Below are 20569 nucleotides of genomic sequence, written 5' to 3'. Positions count from 1 at the left end.
GCCAAGCGATGCAAGGACTCCGGGCCTTCGGCTTATCAGCTCAAACCAGGGTCAGTTCCAGCACACCGCTGCGTGCCCAAGCTTCCGCCTCTTCTTGCAGCAGGAAGTAAGTGCGTGGACGTAGCTCAGTCCAGTTCTTCGGCAGGTTCACGCGCACGCGATGGCCCTGGCGGGTCAGGCGCAAGGCATTGGCATCGACGCTGTCGCGGCCATGGCATTTGATCAAGGCCAGACGCAGGCTGAGCAATTGCCACAGCAGGCTTTCGTCGCTGAGCAAGCCGTCGAGCTTGCGCAAGCCCCCGCGCTGCCCCAGGGCCAAATTGCCCAGACGCTTGAGTTGGTCTTGCGAGAAGCCGGCCGCATCCACATGGGCGAGCAGATAGGCGCTGTGACGGTGGTGATCGTGGTGCGACACCATCATGCCGATTTCATGCAGGGCAGCGGCCCAGGCAAGTTCGCGCTGGCGCTCGCGGGTGGCGCGCGGCTGCAACTGGCCGTAGAGTTTCTTGGCCACCTCGCCGACCCGCTGCGCTTGCGCCTGGTCGACCGAGAAGCGGCGTTGCAAGGCCAGCACCGAAGCATCCCGCATATCGGCAGCGGCAAGACCCAGCGCGGCCGCGCTTTCGGCTTCGAGGCGCTCGACCAGGTCAAAGATAACGCCTTGTCGCAGCGCACCCTTGGCCGGCAGCAACTCCTCGATGCCGAACTGGGTCAACAAGGTGTAGAGGATGCACAGGCCGCCGCCCACCACCGCGCGGCGGTCTTCCTTCAGGCCGGGCAGCTTGAGCTTGTCCATGCTGCCTGCGGCCAGCGCTTGTTCGATGCACCAGCGCAGCGCGTCGGGCGTGATGCGGCCATCGGTCACACCGCTGGCTGCGAGAATCTGTGCCACCGCACCGACCGTGCCGGAGGAACCCAGTGCTTCGACCCACATCGAGGGCTTGAACAGGGTCAGCGCTTCTTCCAATTCGGCGCCGGCCGCAACTTGTGCGGCTCTGAAGGCGTCGGCCGTGAATTTGCCGTCGGGGAAGAATCGCAGCGAGAGACTGACGCTGCCGACCTGGAAGGACTCGGCGGTCAGCGGCTTGCGGCCCTTGCCCAGAATCATCTCGGTAGAGCGGCCGCCGATGTCGATCACCAGTCGGGGCTGATTGGAGGGCTGCAGGCGGGCCACGCCGGCGAAGATCAGGCGTGCTTCTTCGCGGCCCGAAATGACTTCGATGGGGAAGCCCAATGCGTCCTTTGCTCGCTCTAAAAAGGCGTTGCGGTTTTTCGCTTCGCGCAAGGTCTGGGTGGCGACGGCGCGCACGCGTGTGGCGGGGAAGCCGACCAGGCGCTGCGCGAAGCGGCGCAGGCATTCGAGCCCCCGCTGCATGGCGGCTTCGGTCAGCATGCCTTCGCTGTCGAGGCCGGCGCCCAAGCGAACCGTTTCTTTCAAATATTCCAGGCGCTTGTACTGGCCGCGCGGCATGTGCGCGATTTCCAAGCGGAAACTGTTGGAGCCCATGTCGATGGAGGCGAGCGGGGCAGCCGGCGTCTGAGTCAGTGGGGCAGCGGTTTCGAGATTCTTGGATGCAGCAGGCAAATTCATGCGCGCGATTGTCGTTGCAAAAGACGTCAATTTTGGGTCAGAGCCAAGCTTTCGCTGGGGCTGCTGCGTCAGCGGCCAGTTCGAGGGCGCTTGACACGATTGATAAGATGCAAGCTGCGCCAAACCCCTGCATGCCGGGGGCTGAAGCCGATACAACCGCGCCGCTTGAGCGCGGTTCGTGTTTGGGCGCAGGGTTCACTGGAAAAACATGACTCTTTTTTATATCGTGCTGGCCACTTTGGCGGGCGGCTTGTTGTCGGTGTTGATCTCGGCCAGCCTGACGGTCAGTCTCTTGGGACGGGTGGTTAAGCATCTGGTCGGCTTGTCGACCGGCGTCTTGTTAGGAACGGCGCTGCTGCATGTCTTGCCCGAAGCCTTCGAGAGCAAGGCCAGCCCGCATTCGCTGTTCATGGTGCTGCTGGGCGGCTTGATGTTCTTTTTCTTGCTGGAAAAGGCCGAGTTGTACCGTCACAACCACCACCATGAGGGCGATGGCCACCATCACCATCATCACTTCGATGCCGAGCAAGCCGGGCGCGGCGGCATGAGTGTCTTGGTGGGCGACAGCATCCACAATTTCTGCGACGGCATCATCATTGCCGCGGCGTTTTTGGCCGATCCGCACCTGGGCTTGGTGACCTCGCTGGCGATCGTCGCCCACGAGATTCCGCAGGAGGTGGGGGATTACATCGTGCTCTTGAATGCCGGCTTCTCGCGCGGCAAGGCGCTGCTGTTCAACGCCATCTCGGGCCTGGCGGCGGTGGCCGGCGGTGTGCTGGGCTACTTTGTGGTCGGCCCTTGGGAAAGCTTGTTCCCATACCTGTTGGTGGCGGCCAGCAGCAGCTTCATCTATGTGGCTGTGGCCGACTTGATTCCGCAATTGCAACGCCGCCTGCCTTGGCGCGAGACCGCCTTGCAACTGGCCTGGTTGGGCGCAGGCCTGGGCTTGGTGGTGATGGTGGTGGCTGTTTCGAGCCACCAACACTGATCTGCTACTGACTGAAGACTCCGCCCTGGCGGAGTCTGGGTTCAACGAACCACCAGCACGGGAATCGTGCAATGCGTCAGTACTTTCTGGGTTTCGCTGCCCAGCAGCAAGGCTTGCACGCCACGGCGACCATGTGAGGCCATCACGACCAGGTCGCATTGCTTGGTGCCGGCATGTTCGATGATGGCTTCCCAGGCATGCAGCGCTTCGATGGTGTGGCCCTCGCAGGGCACGCCGGCGGCCTCGGCAGCATTCAGCACCGCCTTGATGCGGGCCGAAGCAATGCGCTCCTGCGCGTCGAAGAACTCCTGCGGCGGTGTCGGTTGCATTTCCGACACGGCGCTGTAGGGGAAGGGTTCCTTGACGCTGAGCGAGTACAGGGTGGCACCGTGGATGCGTGCCATACCGATGGCGGTTTCCAGGGCCTTGGTGCTGATCTCGGAACCGTCGGTAGGGACCAGAATTCGCTTGAACATGACAAACCTCCTGTTGGAATGGGTTTCAGGGTTGACGCAACCCTAACGAGCAAGATCAGTGTCGCGTCGGTCGGCGATTGCAATCTTGCGCTATGTCAAGTTCAAAGGCCAGCGGGCTTATCCGATGGCGACCGGTCGGGTCGGGTCGGATGACCATTCGCTCCAGGAACCCGGGTAGAGCTGCGAGCCGACAAGACCGGCATATTGCATGGCCAGCAGGTTGTGGCAGGCGGTGACGCCGGAGCCACATTGGTGCACGACCTGGGCCGAATTGAACGGGGCCAGCAGCGCCTCCCATTCGGCGCGTAGAACCTCGGCCGGCTTGAAACGACCATCGGCCTGCAAATTGTTCTTGAACAGCCGATTGCTGGCGCCGGGAATGTGGCCGGCCTTGTTGTCCAGCGGCTCGACCTCGCCACGGAAGCGCTCGGGGGCACGAGCGTCGATCAGGCGGACTTGGCCTAGCTGCGCTTGTAGTTGATCGGCCGACACGTGCTCGACCAAGCTGGCTGCCGCTTGAAAATCCCCGACGCGGCTTGGGGGAGTTTCGCTATTCATCGCCCCGCCAGACGCCTGCCAGACCTGCAGGCCTCCATCCAATACCGCCACCGGGGCATGGCCCAGCCAGCGCAGCATCCACCACAGCCGGGCGGCGTACATGCCGCCTTGTCCGTCATAGGCCACCACTTGCTGGCCCTTGTTCAGACCGAGTTGCTGCATGCGCAGGGCAAATTGCTCGCGCTGCGGCAGCGGGTGGCGACCTTTGAAGCGGCCTTCATCATCAATTTTTTTGCTGCTGAGATCGCGATCCAGGTGCAGATAGTGGGCTCCTGGCAGGTGCGACTGCTGGTAGGCGGTCTCGCCGGCCTCGGTATTGCTTAGGTCGAAGCTGACGTCGATCAACAGCGGCGCCGCGCCCAGGGCGTGCAACTCGGCGCTAGAAATCAGGGTTTGAAAGGGCATGGCTTGGCTCATGATTCGTTGACGGTATGTTGGCTGTCGGGTGGGGTGCTGTGGGCGCGAAGCAAGGTGGCGGCTACGCCGGCGATGATGATCAAAAGCATGCCGGCCAAGGCCCAGGGCGTCAGCGGGTCTTGGAACAGCAAGGCGCCGTAGAGGAAGGCGAACACGATGCCCAGGTACTGCAGACAGGCGATGGCGAGGGTCTTGCCTTCGGCATAGGCGCGCGTCATCAGCATCTGGGCCGCGGTGGCCAACAAGCCGACCGCCAAGAGCAGGGCGGCGCCCTTCAGGCTATGCCCGTGCGGACGGGTTTGCTCACTCCAATTGAGTGCCAGGGTGCTGATCGCTCCCGCCAAGGCGCCGCCGAGCGAAAAATAGAACACGATGCGGTATTCCGGCTCGCCGGCCCGGCCCAAGGCGGTCACTTGCAGATAGGCCATCGCGGCCAACATGCCGGAGAGTAGGCCAGCCAACCCGTGCCACAGCTGTTGTTGATCCAGCGTCGGGCGCAGCACCAGGGCAACGCCGACAAAGCCCGCCAAGACGGCCGCCACCAGGCGCCCATCGACGCGGGCGCTGCCCAGCATGACGGCGCCGCCAATCAAAAACAGGGCCATCCAGACCGATGACATGTAGTTCAGCGTCATGGCGGTGGCCAAAGGCAGTTTGCCTATGGCGTAGAACCACAGCGACAGGGCGATGACGCCGGACAGGCTGCGCCAGAAGTGCATGGCCGGCACGCTGGTACGTAGGCTTTGGCCTCGGACGAGGGTGAGTGCCCCTAAGAGCACTGCACCAATGGCGCCGCGGTACATGACGATCTCGCCCGCCGGGTAGAACGCCGAGGCCAGCTTGACGCATACCCCCATGCTGGCAAACAAAAAGCTGGCGCAAATCATCATCAAGGGGGCGGACATGGCGTCATTATGGCCAGCCGCGATCAAGCGGCCGGAAAAAGCAAAACGCCCCGGCAGCGGGCTGCGCGGGGCGTTGTTCGGTGCGACCCTGACTATCGGGGCGGCGTGGTCAGGCCGGCATCTTCATTTCGCGTCGATACCACTGGTGGAAGTGCTCCATGCCGTCTTCCATCGGGCTTTGGTAGGGGCCGACCTCGTTGTCGCCGCGCTCCATCAGCGCGCGCCGACCGGCATCCATGCGCAAGGCGATTTCGTCGTCTTCAACACAGGTCTCCATATAGGCGGCCTGATGTGCCTCGACAAATTCGCGCTCGAAGGCGGCGATTTCTTCCGGGTAGTAGAACTCGACGATGTTGGCGGTTTGCTGCGGCCCCTTCGGGAACATGGTCGATACCACCAGCACATGTGGGTACCACTCCACCATGATGTGCGGGTAATAGGTCAACCAGATGGCACCGGCTTCCGGTGTGGCGCCGCCACGGAACTTCAGCAATTGATCGTGCCAGCGCTGGTAGACAGCCGAGCCCGGTTTGGCCAGATCTTTGTGGATGCCGACTTTTTGCACCGAGTGATGGCGGCCCATTTCCCAGCTGAGGTCATCGCAGGTGACAAACTGGCCCAGACCGGGGTGGAAGGGACCAACGTGGTAGTCCTCCAGATAGACCTCAATGAAGGTCTTCCAGTTGTAGTCGCACTGGTGCACATGCACCTTGTCCAGCACATAGCCGGAGAAGTCCAAGTCCTTGGCGACGCTGAGGTTTTTCAACTCGGCCGCCACATCGTGTCCGTTGTCCTCGAACAGCAGGCCGTTCCACTCGCGCAGTTTGTAGCGATTCAGGTTCAGGCAGGGGTCATGGTCGAAATGCGGCGCCCCGATCAATTCGCCCTTCAGGTCATAGGTCCAGCGGTGCAAGGGGCAGACGATATTGCTGCGTGTATTGCCGCGGCCTCGCAACATCACGGCCTGGCGATGGCGGCACACATTCGAAATCAATTCCAGGCCTTGCGGCGTGCGAACCAACGCACGACCTTCGCCCTCTTGCGGCAGCGCGTAATAGTCGCCCACTTCTGGGACGGCCAAGGCGTGGCCCAAATAGCGCGGGCCATGCTGAAAAATTAGTTCTTGTTCCCTACGGAACAGGTCTTCGTCGAAATAAGACGTGACGGGTAGCTGCGAGGGCTTGCTAGTCGGGGTGCTGCGTTCAATCGCTGAGAGGGAAATACTCTGGTCGGACATGATCCAATTGGGTCTCCGAGAATCCTCGCCTGACGCGCTTGCTGGCGTGCTTTGAAGCGCGCTTATTGCGAGCCCGGATGCGAGCCCGGGGGGATTCAAGTGCCGGCGCGATGAAATCAGATGCCGGGGTCGCGTACTAAGGAGCTGCGTGCCGAACTACGAGCAGACGCAGAAAGGGCGGGATTGTACCCATTGGAGCCGGCTTGGCTCGATTCTGCGCAACATCCTTCTAATGGGCGTGGCGGCTTGATGACATATGTCATAGGGCCTCTGACTACAATCGCAGTTTTCGCCTATCGAAATGACCCGATCCAGCAGCACCACCAAAACCGCGTCAAAAGACGTTGTCGCCGCCAGCTATGAGCATGCACTTGCCGAGCTGGAACGGCTGGTGGCCGATATGGAGGCCGGACAATTGCCGCTGGATCAGTTGCTAGAGAGTTACCGACGTGGGGCAGAACTGCTGGGATTCTGCCGCTCGCGCCTTCAGGCCGTAGAACAACAAGTCAAGGTGCTGGAGGGCGAGGGATTGAAACAATGGGGAGAGTCCTGAGCGTGGATGCTGGTGTGTTTGAACAATGGATGCAGCGCTCACTCGCTGCATGCGAAAAGGCGCTCGATGGCTTTGTGCCTGCTGATGCGCCTGCGGGCCTCGGCGAGGCGATGCGCTATGCGGTCCTGGATGGTGGCAAACGCTTGCGCCCTTTGCTGGTGCTGGCTACTTGCGAAGCCGTCGCGGGCGATACCGAGGCGGCCATGCGTGCCGCCTGCGCGGTCGAGTTGATCCATGCCTATTCGCTGGTGCATGACGATATGCCCTGCATGGATGACGACGTTTTGCGCCGCGGCAAGCCGACCGTGCATGTCAAGTATGGTGAAGCGCAGGCCATGTTGGCCGGTGATGCCATGCAGGCCTTGGCCTTTGATGTCTTGACGCCCGACAGTGGTGTGGCGCCGGCCTTGCAGGCGCGCTTGTGTGCGCTGCTGGCTCGCTCTGCCGGCCATGCCGGCATGGCCGGGGGGCAGGCCATCGACTTGGCCAGTGTGGGCAAGCAGTTGGACGAATGCACCTTGCGCGATATGCATCGCCGCAAGACGGGTGTGCTTTTGCAGGCCAGTGTGATGATGGGGGCCGCGTGTGGCCCCTGCAGTGATCGCGCAACGGCGGCGCTGTCCGAATATGGCGCTGCGCTGGGATTGGCTTTCCAGGTGGTGGACGACATTTTGGACGTCACGCAGGACTCCAGCGTGCTGGGCAAGACCGCCGGCAAGGATCAGGACGCCAATAAGCCGACCTACGTCAGCATTCTGGGCCTGCAGCCGGCCCGGGATTTGGCGCAGCAATTGCGCGCGCAAGCGCAACAGGCCTTGGCCAACAGTGGTTTGAACGGCACGGCCTGGTTGAGCCTGTTGGCCGATATGGTCGTCGAGCGTGACAGCTGAGAGGCAGATTCCCATGAGCTATCCCTTGCTGCAAACCATTGACAGCCCGGCCGATCTGCGACGCCTTTCGCGCAGCGAGTTGCCTAAGCTGGCCGGTGAGCTGCGTGCCTATGTGCTGGACGCTTTGTCCAACTCGCGCATCGGCGGCCATCTGGGCTCCAACCTCGGCACCGTCGAGTTGACCGTGGCTCTGCACTATGTGTTCAACACGCCGCATGACCGTTTGGTCTGGGACGTGGGTCATCAAACCTATCCGCACAAGGTGCTGACTGGTCGCCGTGAGGCTTTGAAGACGATTCGGCACGCCGGCGGCATCAGCGGTTTTCCGCGCCGCGACGAGAGTGAATACGACACCTTCGGTACCGGTCATTCCAGCACCTCCATCTCGGCCGCCCACGGCATGGCCATGGCCGCCAAGCTCAAGGGCGAGGATCGCAAGGCCGTGGCCATCATCGGCGACGGGGCGATGACGGCCGGCATGGCCTTCGAGGCCCTGAACAATGCCGGCGTCGCCCATGGCGGCGTGATGGGCGATGTGCTGGTGATCCTGAACGACAACGACATGTCGATCAGCCCCCCGGTCGGCGCGCTGAACAAATACCTGGCCCGCCTGATGAGCGGCAGCTTTTACGCCTCGGCGCGCGAGGGCGCCAAGTCGGTGCTGAAGAACACACCGCTGTACGAGTTCGCCAAGCGCTTTGAAGAGCACACCAAGGGCATGGTCGTGCCCGGCACCATCTTCGAAGAGTTCGGCTTCAACTACGTCGGCCCCATCGATGGCCACGACCTCGACGCCTTGATCCCGACCCTGGAGAACCTGCGCAGCAAAAAAGGCCCGCAGTTCCTCCATGTGGTGACCAAAAAAGGCCAAGGCTACAAGCTGGCCGAGGCGGACCCGGTCAAGTACCATGCCGCACCCGGCATCTTTGATCCATCCGTTGGCTTTGTTAAATCGGCAACGCCAGCCAAGACCAGCTTCACCCAGGTCTTTGGTGATTGGCTTTGCGATATGGCAGAGGCCGACAGCCGCCTGATCGGCATCACGCCGGCCATGCGCGAAGGCTCGGGCATGGTGGAGTTTCACAAGCGCTTCCCGACCCGCTATCACGATGTCGGCATCGCCGAGCAGCATGCGGTGACGGTGGCCGGCGGCATGGCCTGCGAAGGCATGAAGCCGGTGGTGGCGATTTACTCCACCTTCTTGCAACGTGCCTACGATCAATTGATCCACGATGTGGCCTTGCAGAACCTGCCGGTGCTGTTCGCCTTGGACCGCGCCGGTCTGGTGGGTGCCGATGGCGCCACACACGCTGGCAACTACGACATCGCCTTCACCCGCTGCATCCCGAATATGGCGGTGCTGACGCCGGCGGATGAGAACGAATGCCGTCAAGCGCTCTACACCGGCTTCCAACACCAAGGTCCGGTGACGGTGCGCTACCCGCGTGGCGCGGGCGTGGGCACCGAAGTTCAAAAAACCATGAGTCTCTTGCCCTGGGGTAAGGGTGAGCTGCGTCGTGAATCGAGCAAGCCACAGCTCTCCGGTGCTGCCGGCGCTCCTCGCATCGCCATCCTCGCCTTCGGCACCTTGCTCTATCCGGCTTTGACGGCTGCAGAGCAGCTCGATGCGACCGTGGCCAATATGCGTTTTGTGAAGCCGCTCGATGTCGAGTTGGTCACCGAGTTGGCGCGCAGCCACGATGCCATCGTCACCGTGGAAGACGGCTGCGTCATGGGCGGCGCCGGTTCGGCCGTGATGGAAGCCTTGCAGGCAGCCGGTCTCAATCCGCCAATCTTGGTGCTGGGCCTGCCTGACGAATTCGTCGAGCACGGCGAGGTGCCCAAGCTGATGGCTGCTTGCGGCCTGGACGCCAGCGGCATCGAACAAGCCATCCTCAAGCGCTTCGGCGCCCGACCCAGTCTGCTGCGACAAGCCGCCAATCAGTGATGCCGAAAAGCCAAGACCTTGCTCTAGCAAGGTTGGCGGCTTGCTGGCAAGCTGTGGGTCCAGGGTTATCCCGTAATTTCAGCGGCTCGCTCCAGCGAGCCGCGCACCCGATTGCATGAACCAAGTCACCAGCGCTCTCCATATTCCCGACACCCAGAGCGAGCGCGATGAGCGCCACCTCGTCATCCAGCGCGTCGGCGTCAAGGATGTGCGCTACCCGCTGCAGATCCTGATCGGCACGCAGGCCCAGCCGACCGTTGGCACCTGGACCCTGGATGTGAGCCTGCCCGCCGAGAAGAAGGGCACGCATATGTCCCGATTCGTCGCTTGGCTGGATGCCTTGCAGGCTCCGCTGGACGCGGCTTCGCTGCGGGAACTTCATGGTCAGATGCTGACCAAGTTAGAGGCGGTCGAGGGCCGCATCGAGGTGGCTTTCAGCTTCTTCATTCGCAAACGTGCACCGGTTTCGGGCATTGAAAGCCTGCTGGACTATCAGGGTCGCTTGATCTCGGAAACCCGCGCTGGGCAGACGACGGTTTGGGCCGAGGTGGCGGTGCCGGTCAAGAGCCTTTGCCCCTGCTCCAAGGAAATCTCTGACTACGGCGCGCATAACCAGCGCTCTTTGGTGACGGTGCGTGCGGAGATCGGCGCACAGGCGGTCAGCTGGTTGGAGTTGGTGCGTTTCGCCGAAGAAAGCGCCTCCAGCGAAATCTGGCCTTTGCTGAAGCGCAGCGACGAGAAGTGGATCACCGAGCATGCCTACGAGAACCCCAAGTTTGTCGAGGACTTGGTTCGGGATGTCGCGCTTCGCTTGAATGCCGATGCTCGCATCGGCCGCTACACCGTTGATGTCGAGAACTTCGAGTCCATCCACAACCATTCGGCCTACGCGCGCATCGAGCGGCTCTGATTGATTCAGCGGAGCGCTTCCTCCAAGGTCCGGCTCATGCGCTCCGCCTGAGCTCGCAGTGCCTGTAGAAAGCTCTGCGCCAGCGGCTGTGCCGGCCGGTACAGCGGCAGCAGAGCCGAGACCTGGAAGGGCACAGACACGCTGAAGCGCCGCAGTTGCAACTCCGGGCCGGCCAAGGCCAGCGCCGTCAAGGGATTGACGATGGCCAGCCCGAGGCCTTGCTGCACCAGCGCGCAGACGGCCACGGCGCTGTGGGTTTCTACACGCAGGCGGCGCTGCACGCCGGTTTCGGCGAACAAAGCATCCAGTTGCAGTCGATAAGGGTCTTCGGGGGAGAGGCTGATGAAGTCCTCGTCCTGAAAGTCTTCGGGTGTTAAGACCCGGCGCTCCAGTAAACGGTGGCCCACCGGCAGCACACACACCTCATCCAGCGTCAACACCGGCACGCGCTGCGTGCCTTCGGCGATCTGCGTTTGTTGTTCGCTCAGGCCCAGATCGAAGCGCTGCGCCGCCATCCACTCCTCCAGCAGCGGGGACTCTTGGGGTGTGATCGACAGTTGCGCTGCCGGGTGGGCGGCCAAAAAGTCCGCGCAGGCTGGCGGCAGCAAGGCGTGACTGAGCGCCGGCAGGCAGAGCACGGCTAGCTGCACCTGCTCGTCCCGCCCCAGCTGCGCGGCGCGGCTGCGGATGCGGTCCAGGCCCTGGTAGCTGCGCTGCACTTCCTCGAACAAAGCCAAGCCCCGCGCCGTGGCACGCAGACGGCCCCGCTGGCGCTCGAACAAGGCGTAGCCCAGCAACTGCTCCAGCCGCGCCAATTCACGGCTCAGCGTCGGCTGTGAACTGCGCAGCAAGAGCGCGGCTTCGGTGACGCTGCCGGCGGTCATGACGGCTCGGAAGACTTCGATATGACGCAGGCTGATATCTGGGCTCATGCGTGAAGCATATCGAAATTGAATGGATCTTGAATAAATGAATATTTGAATGAATGGCTTTCGACTGGCATCCTGACCAGGCCGGTGCGAAAACTCGCGCCCTTGCAGCCCGTCGACTTCGAGAAAAGAACTCCCATGCCCGCAGCCACCTTGACGCCCAGTCGCATTCAATCGCTCGCCACTCAGTTCGGAACCCCTTTGTGGGTCTATGACGCGGGCACCATTCGTGAGCGCATCGCCGCCTTGCGGGCGTTTGACACCATCCGCTTCGCGCAAAAGGCCTGTTCCAACACCCATTTGCTGCGCCTGATGCGAGAGCAGGGCGTCAAAGTGGACTCGGTCTCACGCGGCGAAGTGCTGCGCGCGCTTGCTGCCGGCTTTAGCGCTGGTGCGTCGCAAGATGCTGTGCACAGCGACATCGTCTTCACCGCTGACTTGTTTGATCACGCCACGCTGGACACCGTGGTCGAGCATCACATCCCGGTGAACGCCGGCTCCATCGACATGCTGCATCAGCTGGGCGAACGCTCGCCCGGCCATGCGGTTTGGTTGCGCATCAATCCAGGCTTTGGCCATGGCCATAGCAACAAGACCAATACCGGCGGCGAGCACAGCAAGCATGGCATCTGGCACAGCGATTTGTTGGCGGCGCTGCAAGCGGTTCGCCAGCATGGCTTGAAGTTGATCGGTCTGCATATGCATATTGGCTCGGGCGTTGATTACGCGCATTTGTCCGAGGTCTGCGGGGCCATGGTGGGCTTGGTGCGTCAGACCCAGGCAGCGGGCCATGACCTGCTGGCAATCTCGGCGGGCGGCGGTTTGTCTATTCCTTACCGTGCCGGCGAGCCCTTGATTGACACTGCACATTACTTCGGCCTCTGGGATGCCGCTCGCAAGCAGGCGGAAGCCTTGCTCGGCCATCCCTTGGTCCTGGAGATCGAGCCGGGCCGCTATCTGGTGGCCGAGTCCGGTGTGCTGATCACGGAAGTGCGCGCGACCAAGGACGCGGGGAACAATCATTTCGTCATGGTCGATGCCGGTTTCAGCGAGCTGATGCGGCCCGCCATGTACGGCAGTCACCACGAGATGAGCGTTATTGCTGCCGACGGAGGAGGCCGGTCCCAGCGCGCCAGCGTGGTGGCGGGCCCCTTGTGCGAATCGGGCGATGTGTTCACCCAAGGCGATGGCGGTGTGGTGCTGCCGCGTGAACTGCCTGAAGCGCAGGTGGGTGATCTGCTCTTGATCCATGACACCGGCGCTTATGGCGCGTCCATGTCCAGCAACTACAACAGCCGGCCCTTGATCGCCGAGGTCTTGGTGGATGGCGCGAGCGAGCGATTGATTCGCCGTCGTCAAACGGTGGAAGAACTGTTGGCGCTGGAGTCCGTGTGACATTTGCGTGGCCGCTGGACTGGCATTCATGGGTCAAGCGGCCTCACTTTGGGGTCAAAAATTGAACGCTCATAGGCTCAGGCAATGAGGGTGATTTGATTAATCAAAACTAAGAGCTTCTTCTTGCTCATATGATTCACCCATAGCAAGTTTTGATTGTTTTTCTTTTCACCACCAACGCAAAGGGATAGCCATGTCGCTGATCAATACCCAAGTCCAGCCTTTCAAGACCCAAGCCTTTCACAACGGCAAGTTCATTGAAGTCTCCGACGCCAGCCTGAAGGGCAAGTGGTCCGTGCTGATCTTCATGCCAGCTGCTTTCACCTTCAACTGCCCGACCGAAGTGGAAGACGCTGCTGAGCATTACGCCGAGTTCCAAAAGGCCGACGCCGAGGTCTACATCGTCACCACCGACACACATTTCTCGCACAAGGTGTGGCACGAGACTTCGCCTGCCGTGGGCAAGGCCAAGTTCCCGCTGGTGGGTGACCCAACTCACGCCCTGACACGCGCTTTCGGCGTGCACATCGAAGAAGAAGGCTTGGCCCTGCGCGGCACCTTCGTGATCAACCCAGACGGCGTGATCAAGACCGCTGAAGTGCATTCCAACGAAATCGCTCGCGACGTCAAGGAAACCCTGCGCAAGCTGAAGGCCGCTCGCTACACCGCAGCCAACCCCGGCCAAGTGTGCCCTGCCAAGTGGAACGACGGCGCCAAGACGCTGACGCCTTCGCTGGACCTGGTCGGCAAGATCTAATGATCGCCCCCCGGAGCGCCTGTGGCGCTCCTCCCCGCCTAGGGACGAGCCCGCTGGACCGGCAAAGCCGGTGCCACGGGCTCCGCTCGGAAAACTCCTCCGAGCCACGCTGAAACTGTCCGGACCTTCTCGGGCAGTTTCAGAGTGGCTTGAAGCGCCACGCCTGAACAAACCCACGAAAGGATCCGCCATGTTGGACAGTCATCTGAAGTCACAGCTGCACGCTTACCTAGAGCGCGTCACGCAGCCCTTCGAGATCATCGCCAGCTTGGATGACCGGCCCGAATCGGCCGAGTTGCTGAGCCTGCTGCAAGACATCAGCGCGATGTCTGACAAGATCACCTTGAAGTCCGATGGCCAAGACGAGCGCCGCCCATCCTTCAGCCTGAACCGTATCGGCTCGGACATGAAGCTGCGCTTTGCCGCCATTCCCTTGGGCCATGAATTCACCTCGCTGGTGCTGGCCCTGCTGTGGGTGGGTGGTCATCCGCCCAAGGTGTCGGACGAAACGATTGAGCAGATCAAGAGCCTGGACGGCGAGTTCAGCTTCGAGGTCTATATGTCCCTGACCTGCCACAACTGCCCAGACGTGGTGCAAGCGCTCAGCCTGATGGCCGTGCTCAACCCCAAGGTCAAGACCGTGGTGGTGGACGGCGGCCTGTTCCAGGACGAGGTCAATGCCCGCGAGATCATGGCCGTGCCCAGCATCTATCTGAACGGCCAGGTCTTTGGCGCCGGCAAGATGAGCGTGGAAGAAATCGTCGCCAAGCTCGACACCGGCGCGGCAGCGCGTGAAGCCGCCAAGCTGAGCGAGAAGGCGCCGTTCGACATGTTGATCGTCGGCGGTGGCCCCGCCGGTGCCGCAGCGGCCGTGTACGCCGCGCGCAAAGGCATTCGCACCGGCATTGCCGCCGAGCGCTTTGGCGGTCAGGTCAATGACACCATGTCGATCGAAAACTATGTGTCGGTGCTGGAGACCGATGGACCGAAGTTCGCGGCGGCCCTGGAAGCGCACGTCAAGGAATACGACGTTGAGATCATGAACTTGCAGCGCGCTGAACAGCTGATTCCGGCGGCCGAGCCGGGCGGCTTGGTCGAAGTGAAGCTGGCCAATGGCGGCTCACTGAAGGCTCGTTCGGTGATTCTGTCCACCGGCGCGCGCTGGAGGCAGGTCAATGTGCCCGGCGAGCAGGAGTACAAGAACAAGGGCGTGGCCTATTGCCCGCATTGCGATGGCCCGCTGTTCAAGGGCAAGCGTGTGGCGGTGATTGGCGGCGGCAATTCCGGCGTCGAGGCGGCCATCGATCTGGCCGGCATCGTGGCCCATGTGTCCTTGATCGAGTTCGGTGAAGCCCTGCGTGCCGATGCGGTGTTGGTCAACAAGCTCAAAAGCCTGCCCAATGTCAGCATCCACACCTCGGCGCAAACCACCGAGTTCACCGGCGAGGGCGGCAAGCTCAATGGCCTGAACTACACCGATCGCAGCAATGGCGAAGCCAAGCGCATCGAGTTGGAAGGCGTGTTCGTGCAGATCGGCTTGGTGCCCAATACCGAGTGGCTGAAGGGCGTGGTCGAACTGAGCAAGCACGGCGAAATCGTCGTCGATGCCAAGGGCCAGACTTCCTTGCCCGGCGTGTTCGCAGCGGGCGACGCCACCACCGTGCCCTTCAAGCAGATCATCATCGCCACCGGCGATGGCGCCAAGGCCGCCCTGGGTGCGTTTGACTACATGATGCGCCAGCCGGCGGTTTGATTGGCTGGGCTGGCGGGATCGGCTGCGCCGGTATGTCGCCGGTCAGCCGAGTTTGCGCGCGCGCATCCAACTCTCAATGCTGTAGACCAGCAGCGCGGTCCAGATCAGGGCGAAGCCAATCAGTCGAGCCGGTTGCAAGGCCTCGTGGTACAGCCACACACCCAGCATGAACTGGATGCTGGGGGAGATGTATTGCAAGAGGCCCAGCGTGGTCATCGGAATTCGACGCGCGCCGGCGGCGAACAAGAGCAGCGGCAAGGCCGTCAGCGGCCCTGCCAACAAGAGCCAGACCAGCGTGCTGCTTTCGCCCTGCACAAAAGCACTCTGGCCCTGGCTGGTCCACCAGATCATGGCGATGGCCGCCATGGGCGTCAGCAGCATGGTTTCCAAGGCCAGGCCTTCCAGTGCCCCCAGGCTGGCCAGCTTGCGCAGCAGGCCATAGATGCCAAAGCTGCCGGCCAGCAGCAGGGCCACCCAGGGCAGGCGGCCGGTCAATACCGTCAACCACAACACCCCGGCGGCGGCCATGGCAACGGCCACCCATTGCCAAAAGCGTGGCCGCTCATGCAAGACCAGATAACCCAGAGCCACATTGACCAAGGGGTTGATGAAATAGCCGAGGCTGGCATCCAGCACATGGTCGTTCTGAACCGCCCACACATAGGTCAGCCAGTTGACCGAAAGCAGCAAGGCCGAGGCCGCAAATGCGCCCAAGACCTTGGGGCTGCGCAGCACTGGGCCTAGCCAAGCCCAGCGCCGCAGCAGTGTTAGCAAGCCCAGCATGAAGACCATGCACCACAAAGTGCGGTGCGCTACCACCTCCAGCGAGGGCACGTTTGCCAGCAGCTTGAAGTAGATCGGAAACAAACCCCAGACGAAATAGCCCAAGGCGGCGTAAGCAATGCCGGGGTTGATGTTCAACGGCGATCCTTCGAGGGCATGGCGCGAATCAGGAGGGGAGGCTTGGCGTGTGACTGCGATTGTGCACGCCCGGCTGGGTAAGGCGGGCGGCTCATGCGCAAGGCCCTTCCGCGTCATGTTGCCAATCGCCCCGGCTCTGCAGTTCGGCCCACTCGGCGCCGAGCGGCGCCTGCAATGTCAGCAACTGCTGGGTGGCCGGGTGCTCGATCTTCAATTCCAAGCCGTGCAGCCACATGCGGTGCAGGCCCAGATGTGCCGCCACGGCGCGGTTGTGCGCGCCCTTGCCATGGGTGGCATCGCCAATGATGGGGTGAGCGATGTGGCGCAGATGGCGGCGAATTTGATGACGGCGCCCGCTCAGCGGCCGCGCCTCGACCAAGGCGTAGCGACTGCTTGGGAATTTCGCGTCGACGCTGAAGGGCCATTCGACCCGCGCGAGGCGTTGCCAATCGGTGCGCGAGGCCAGCAGCGTTTGGCCGGTCGAGGGCAGTTCCGGGTCACGCGCCAGCGGGTGGTCGATCATGCCGCCCGACTCCGGCCAGCCTCGCACCAAGGCGATGTAGCGCTTGCGCGCCAGACCTTGCTCAAAGGCCTGGCTCAGTCCGGACGCGATGTCGGCATTCAACGCAAATAGCAACAGCCCCGAGGTGCCGCGGTCCAGGCGGTGCACTGGCCAGACATGCCGCCCCAGTTGATCGCGCAGCAACTGCAGGGCGAACACCGTCTCTTGCGCGGCGATGGTGCTCCGATGCACCAGCAAACCGGCCGGCTTGTTGATGGCGACGAGGTGCTCGTCGATGTAGATGATTTGCAACATAAGGCTTTGTGAGATCTTACCGACTGCTCGCCGCGGGGCCGTGTGGTCGAGCACAAACACACACTAAGACCATGTTGTTGCGGATAACCCCAATCAGGGGGGATAGCGCCGCATCGGCGTGGTCGAAAGAATGCTGTCATACAGCCCGCGCATCATGCACAGGGCCCACTCAACACCACGACAACAGACCCCGCCCCAAGCCGCCAGGAGCCTGCCATGCCCATTACCTTTCGCGTTGGATATCGATCGCCCTTGGTCAGCGCCGTTGCCTGGCTGCTGATGGCTGTTGGCCTTTTCGGGCTGTGCCAGTTGGGCTATTTGATCGGGCATCTGAATGAGTTCTCTGCAGCCGGACATCTGCGTTGGAGTCTGGTGGGCCTGGCGGCTTTGCTGGCCGTGTCCGGCGCCACGCTGACTGCGGGCCAAGGTCTGCTGCGTCGTTTGGAATGGGCGCGTCGCCTGTCATTGGGCTTGCTGGCCTTGATGGTGCTGTCTTTGCCCGCGCTGCCCTGGCTGGCAGGATCGCCGGTCTTGCTGGGCCTCACTTGCTTGGCCTTGAGCGCCGCGCTGTTGTGGATCTTGCGCGCCTTGAACTCAATGCTGATTCGCCAGGAATTTGCCTGATCGCTTCGGTCGCAACCTTTCAGTCCGTGTCACCGTCCAGATAAAACCAGGCACCGTTGACCCGCTCAAAGCGGCTCAGTTCCTTCATCCGGTAAGCCCGGCCGCCGAGCTTGCTGCGAGCGACGAACTCCACCAAAGCATGTTCAGCATCCTGCTGCACATGCTTTTTTACTTCCAGGCCCAGCCATTTGAGCCCGGCCTCGTTGGGCTCAAGAGAGACCGGCCGGGTGCTGGGGTGCCAGCTGGCCAGCAGATAGTCCAGCAGGTTCAAAACATAGGCGCTGTAACGCGAGCGCATCAGCGCTTCGGCCGTCGGCGCGCTCAAAGTATTGGCGGCGGCAAAGTGCTGGTGATAAACGCCGCAGCATGAGCCGTAGCTCTGCTTTTGACCGCAGGGGCAGGGGGAATTGAGGTCCATCATCGTGCCGCGCATCATGCCTGAACCGAAGCAAGGCCCGAGCCTCTCTAAAATGCGGCGATGAACCTGCCCCCGCAAGACGATTTGTTCGCCGCCCCTCCCGTGGCTGTTGAAGGCACAGGCCTTCTGAAGAACCTCAACCCCGAGCAGTATGCGGCCGTCACCGCGCCCGCCGAGCCTTGCCTGATATTGGCCGGCGCCGGCTCGGGCAAGACGCGGGTGCTGACCACCCGCATCGCCTGGCTGATGCAAACCGGCCAGGTCACACCCGGCGGTGTGATGGCGGTGACCTTCACCAACAAGGCCGCCAAAGAGATGGTGACGCGGCTTTCGGCCATGCTGCCGGTGAATGTGCGCGGCATGTGGATCGGCACCTTCCACGGCCTGTGCAATCGCTTCTTGCGCGCACATTGGAAGCTGGCGGGCCTGCCGCAGGGCTTTCAGATTCTGGACTCTTCTGATTCGGTCTCGGCCATCAAGCGAGTCATCAAGGCGATGAAGCTGGACGAAGAGCGCTTCGTGCCCAAGCAGGTGGGCTGGTTCATTGCCGGCGCCAAGGAAGAGGCGCAGCGCCCCGGCGATATCGAGCCGCGTGACGAGCAGACCAAGACGCTGATCGAGATCTACAAAAACTACGAAGACCAATGCCAGCGCGAGGGCGTGGTCGACTTTGCTGAATTGATGTTGCGCTCCTACGAGTTGCTGCGCGACAACCCGGCGGTGCGCGATCATTACCAGCGTCGCTTCCAGCATCTGCTGGTCGATGAGTTCCAAGACACCAACAAGCTGCAATACGCTTGGTTGAAGATGTTCGCGCCCCCAGGGAAGGGCCAAGGCGTGGTGGCGGTGGGCGATGATGACCAGAGCATCTACGCCTTCCGTGGCGCGCGTGTCGGCAATATGGCCGACTTCGAGCGTGAGTACCGCGTCAAAAAGGTCATCAAGCTGGAGCAGAACTACCGCAGCTTCGGCAACATCCTCGACTCCGCCAATGAGCTGATCAGCCGCAACAGCCGGCGCCTGGGCAAGACCTTGCGTACCGAGGCCGGCCCCGGCGAGCCGGTGCGGGTGTATGAGGCGGCCAGCGACTTCGCCGAAGCTCAGTGGCTGATTGAGGAGGCGCAAGCCCTGCATCGCCAAGGCATGGACCGCAAGGAAATTGCGGTGCTCTACCGCAGCAATGCCCAGTCGCGGGTGATCGAGTCGGCGCTTTTCAATGCGGGCATTCCGTACCGGGTGTACGGCGGTCTGCGCTTCTTCGAGCGCGCCGAAGTGAAGCATGCGCTCTCGTATCTGCGCTTGCTGGAGAATCCCAACGACGACACCAGCTTCTTGCGGGTGGTGAACTTCCCGACCCGCGGCATTGGCGCGCGCGCCATTGAGTTGCTGCAGGACGCGGCCCGCATGTCCGGTCGCAGTCTGTACCAAAGCGTTGGCGCGGTGGCCGGCAAGGCGGGCAGCAATTTGCAGGGCTTTACCAACCTGATCGACTCCACCCGTAACCTCACAACCGGACTGACGCTGCGCGAGATCATCGAGCAGATCCTGGAAGTCTCCGGCCTGAATGAGCATTACCGCAACGACAAAGACGGCGCCGAGCGGCTGGAAAACTTGGGCGAACTGATCAACGCCGCCGAAGCCTTTGTGACCCAAGAGGGCTTTGGCAAGGACGCGGTCGCGCTGCCGGTGGATGAGTTGTCGCCGGGTGCGATTTCGGAAGGCTTCCCGGCGGCGGTTGCGCCGGCCAACTTCACGCCCGATGCCGAAACCGGCGAGATCATGTCACCGCTGGCGGCCTTCTTGACGCATGCCTCGCTGGAGGCGGGCGACAACCAGGCGCAGGCCGGTCAAGATGCGGTGCAGTTGATGACGGTGCATTCCAGCAAGGGCCTGGAGTTCGACGCGGTCTTCATCACAGGGCTGGAAGAAGGCCTGTTCCCGCATGAGAACTCGATGTCGGACAGCGACGGCCTGGAGGAAGAGCGGCGCCTGATGTATGTGGCCATCACGCGGGCGCGCCAGCGCCTGTACCTGGCCTTTAGCCAAACCCGCATGCTGCACGGCCAGACCCGTTACAACGTCAAGAGCCGCTTTTTTGATGAGCTACCGGAAGCTGCGCTGAAATGGCTGACGCCGCGCAATCAGGGCTTTGGCTCCGGTTTCGCCAAGGAATATCAAAGCGCTTGGGAGCGAGGCTCGGGCCTGAAGTCCATGGTCGGCGCCGGCCGGGTTGAGAAGCCTGCTTATGACACCACCCCGGTGCCCAAGAGCATGAAGCAGGCGGCCGCACAAAAAGTGGCCGATGAGCACGGCGGACTCAAGGTCGGCAAGGGCGTCTTCCATACCAAGTTTGGTGAAGGGGTCTTGCTAACGCTGGAGGGCAGCGGTGCCGATGCACGGGCTCAGGTCAACTTTGGGCGCCACGGTATGAAGTGGTTGGCGCTGAGCGTGGCCAAGCTGACGCCGATCGATTGAGATCGTC

The 20569-nt window shown here is 62.2% G+C and carries 19 protein-coding genes; 10 read left to right on the top strand and 9 right to left on the bottom strand.

Annotated elements, in window-relative coordinates; translation table 11 throughout:
• Window positions 1–40: 40 nt before the first annotated feature.
• Entirely contained in the window at window positions 41–1591 is a 1551-nt protein-coding gene (gene ppx, locus WG899_RS08485) for an exopolyphosphatase (protein WP_339595200.1), read from the bottom strand.
• 208 nt (window positions 1592–1799) lie between these two features.
• On the opposite strand from ppx, the gene WG899_RS08480 reads away from it, so the two are divergent.
• A complete protein-coding gene (locus WG899_RS08480) occupies window positions 1800–2579 on the top strand; it encodes a ZIP family metal transporter (RefSeq protein WP_339595199.1) in 780 nt (259 codons plus the stop codon).
• A 41-nt stretch (window positions 2580–2620) separates the two neighbouring features.
• Here the strand turns inward: WG899_RS08480 and WG899_RS08475 are convergent, their stop codons facing one another.
• The 4 genes from WG899_RS08475 to WG899_RS08460 form a co-directional block, all read right to left on the bottom strand.
• Complete coding sequence (locus tag WG899_RS08475; RefSeq protein WP_339595198.1) at window positions 2621–3055, bottom strand: universal stress protein; 435 nt, start codon at window positions 3053–3055, stop codon at window positions 2621–2623.
• Window positions 3056–3172: 117 nt separating this feature from the next.
• Window positions 3173–4018 (bottom strand): sulfurtransferase, encoded by an 846-nt coding sequence (locus WG899_RS08470; RefSeq protein WP_339595197.1) that lies wholly within the window; start codon window positions 4016–4018, stop codon window positions 3173–3175.
• 8 nt (window positions 4019–4026) lie between these two features.
• The gene (locus WG899_RS08465; protein WP_339595196.1) at window positions 4027–4935 is read right to left on the bottom strand and encodes a DMT family transporter; all 909 of its coding nucleotides are present in this window, start codon (window positions 4933–4935) and stop codon (window positions 4027–4029) included.
• Window positions 4936–5044: 109 nt separating this feature from the next.
• Window positions 5045–6172, bottom strand: a complete 1128-nt coding sequence (locus tag WG899_RS08460; RefSeq protein ID WP_339595195.1) for an aromatic ring-hydroxylating oxygenase subunit alpha — start codon at window positions 6170–6172, stop codon at window positions 5045–5047.
• 301 nt (window positions 6173–6473) lie between these two features.
• Here WG899_RS08460 and WG899_RS08455 point away from each other — a divergent pair, with 301 nt between their 5' ends.
• The 4 genes from WG899_RS08455 to folE2 all read left to right on the top strand — a co-directional run bounded on the left by WG899_RS08455 (window position 6474) and on the right by folE2 (window position 10473).
• Entirely contained in the window at window positions 6474–6725 is a 252-nt protein-coding gene (locus tag WG899_RS08455) for an exodeoxyribonuclease VII small subunit (protein WP_339595194.1), read from the top strand.
• Entirely contained in the window at window positions 6710–7615 is a 906-nt protein-coding gene (locus WG899_RS08450; protein ID WP_339595193.1) for a polyprenyl synthetase family protein, read from the top strand. Before WG899_RS08455 ends, WG899_RS08450 begins: the two co-directional genes overlap by 16 nt.
• A 13-nt stretch (window positions 7616–7628) precedes the next feature.
• On the top strand, window positions 7629–9563 hold the full coding sequence (gene dxs / locus WG899_RS08445; protein ID WP_339595192.1) for a 1-deoxy-D-xylulose-5-phosphate synthase: 1935 nt from the start codon (window positions 7629–7631) through the stop codon (window positions 9561–9563).
• 115 nt (window positions 9564–9678) lie between these two features.
• Window positions 9679–10473 (top strand): GTP cyclohydrolase FolE2, encoded by a 795-nt coding sequence (gene folE2, locus WG899_RS08440; RefSeq protein WP_339595191.1) that lies wholly within the window; start codon window positions 9679–9681, stop codon window positions 10471–10473.
• Window positions 10474–10478: 5 nt separating this feature from the next.
• Here the strand turns inward: folE2 and WG899_RS08435 are convergent, their stop codons facing one another.
• Window positions 10479–11405: a LysR family transcriptional regulator gene (locus WG899_RS08435; RefSeq protein ID WP_339595190.1), complete on the bottom strand. Its 927-nt coding sequence runs from the start codon at window positions 11403–11405 to the stop codon at window positions 10479–10481.
• A 135-nt stretch (window positions 11406–11540) separates the two neighbouring features.
• On the opposite strand from WG899_RS08435, the gene lysA reads away from it, so the two are divergent.
• The 3 genes from lysA to ahpF all read left to right on the top strand — a co-directional run bounded on the left by lysA (window position 11541) and on the right by ahpF (window position 15307).
• Window positions 11541–12797 carry a diaminopimelate decarboxylase gene (lysA, locus tag WG899_RS08430; RefSeq protein WP_339595189.1) on the top strand — a complete coding sequence of 419 codons (1257 nt, stop codon included), beginning with the start codon at window positions 11541–11543 and terminating at the stop codon, window positions 12795–12797.
• Window positions 12798–12990: 193 nt separating this feature from the next.
• Entirely contained in the window at window positions 12991–13554 is a 564-nt protein-coding gene (ahpC, locus tag WG899_RS08425) for an alkyl hydroperoxide reductase subunit C (RefSeq protein ID WP_263537565.1), read from the top strand.
• A gap of 190 nt (window positions 13555–13744) precedes the next feature.
• Entirely contained in the window at window positions 13745–15307 is a 1563-nt protein-coding gene (ahpF, locus tag WG899_RS08420; protein ID WP_339595188.1) for an alkyl hydroperoxide reductase subunit F, read from the top strand.
• 42 nt (window positions 15308–15349) lie between these two features.
• On the opposite strand, the gene rarD is transcribed toward ahpF, so the two are convergent.
• Entirely contained in the window at window positions 15350–16222 is an 873-nt protein-coding gene (gene rarD / locus WG899_RS08415) for an EamA family transporter RarD (protein ID WP_339595418.1), read from the bottom strand.
• 97 nt (window positions 16223–16319) lie between these two features.
• Window positions 16320–17045, bottom strand: a complete 726-nt coding sequence (locus WG899_RS08410; RefSeq protein WP_339595187.1) for a pseudouridine synthase — start codon at window positions 17043–17045, stop codon at window positions 16320–16322.
• Between the two features lie 216 nt (window positions 17046–17261).
• Between WG899_RS08410 and WG899_RS08405 the strand changes: the two genes are divergently transcribed.
• A complete protein-coding gene (locus WG899_RS08405; protein WP_339595186.1) occupies window positions 17262–17669 on the top strand; it encodes a hypothetical protein in 408 nt (135 codons plus the stop codon).
• A 19-nt stretch (window positions 17670–17688) separates the two neighbouring features.
• On the opposite strand, the gene WG899_RS08400 is transcribed toward WG899_RS08405, so the two are convergent.
• Entirely contained in the window at window positions 17689–18087 is a 399-nt protein-coding gene (locus WG899_RS08400) for a YchJ family protein (RefSeq protein WP_339595185.1), read from the bottom strand.
• Between the two features lie 60 nt (window positions 18088–18147).
• Here WG899_RS08400 and WG899_RS08395 point away from each other — a divergent pair, with 60 nt between their 5' ends.
• Window positions 18148–20562 (top strand): UvrD-helicase domain-containing protein, encoded by a 2415-nt coding sequence (locus WG899_RS08395; RefSeq protein ID WP_339595184.1) that lies wholly within the window; start codon window positions 18148–18150, stop codon window positions 20560–20562.
• Window positions 20563–20569 lie beyond the last annotated feature (7 nt).

It is taken from the genome of Paucibacter hankyongi (assembly GCF_037482915.1).
GTDB lineage: Bacteria > Pseudomonadota > Gammaproteobacteria > Burkholderiales > Burkholderiaceae_C > Paucibacter_A > Paucibacter_A hankyongi.
Note: the sequence above shows the minus strand (reverse complement) of the source record. Positions and strands in the feature narration are given on the sequence as shown.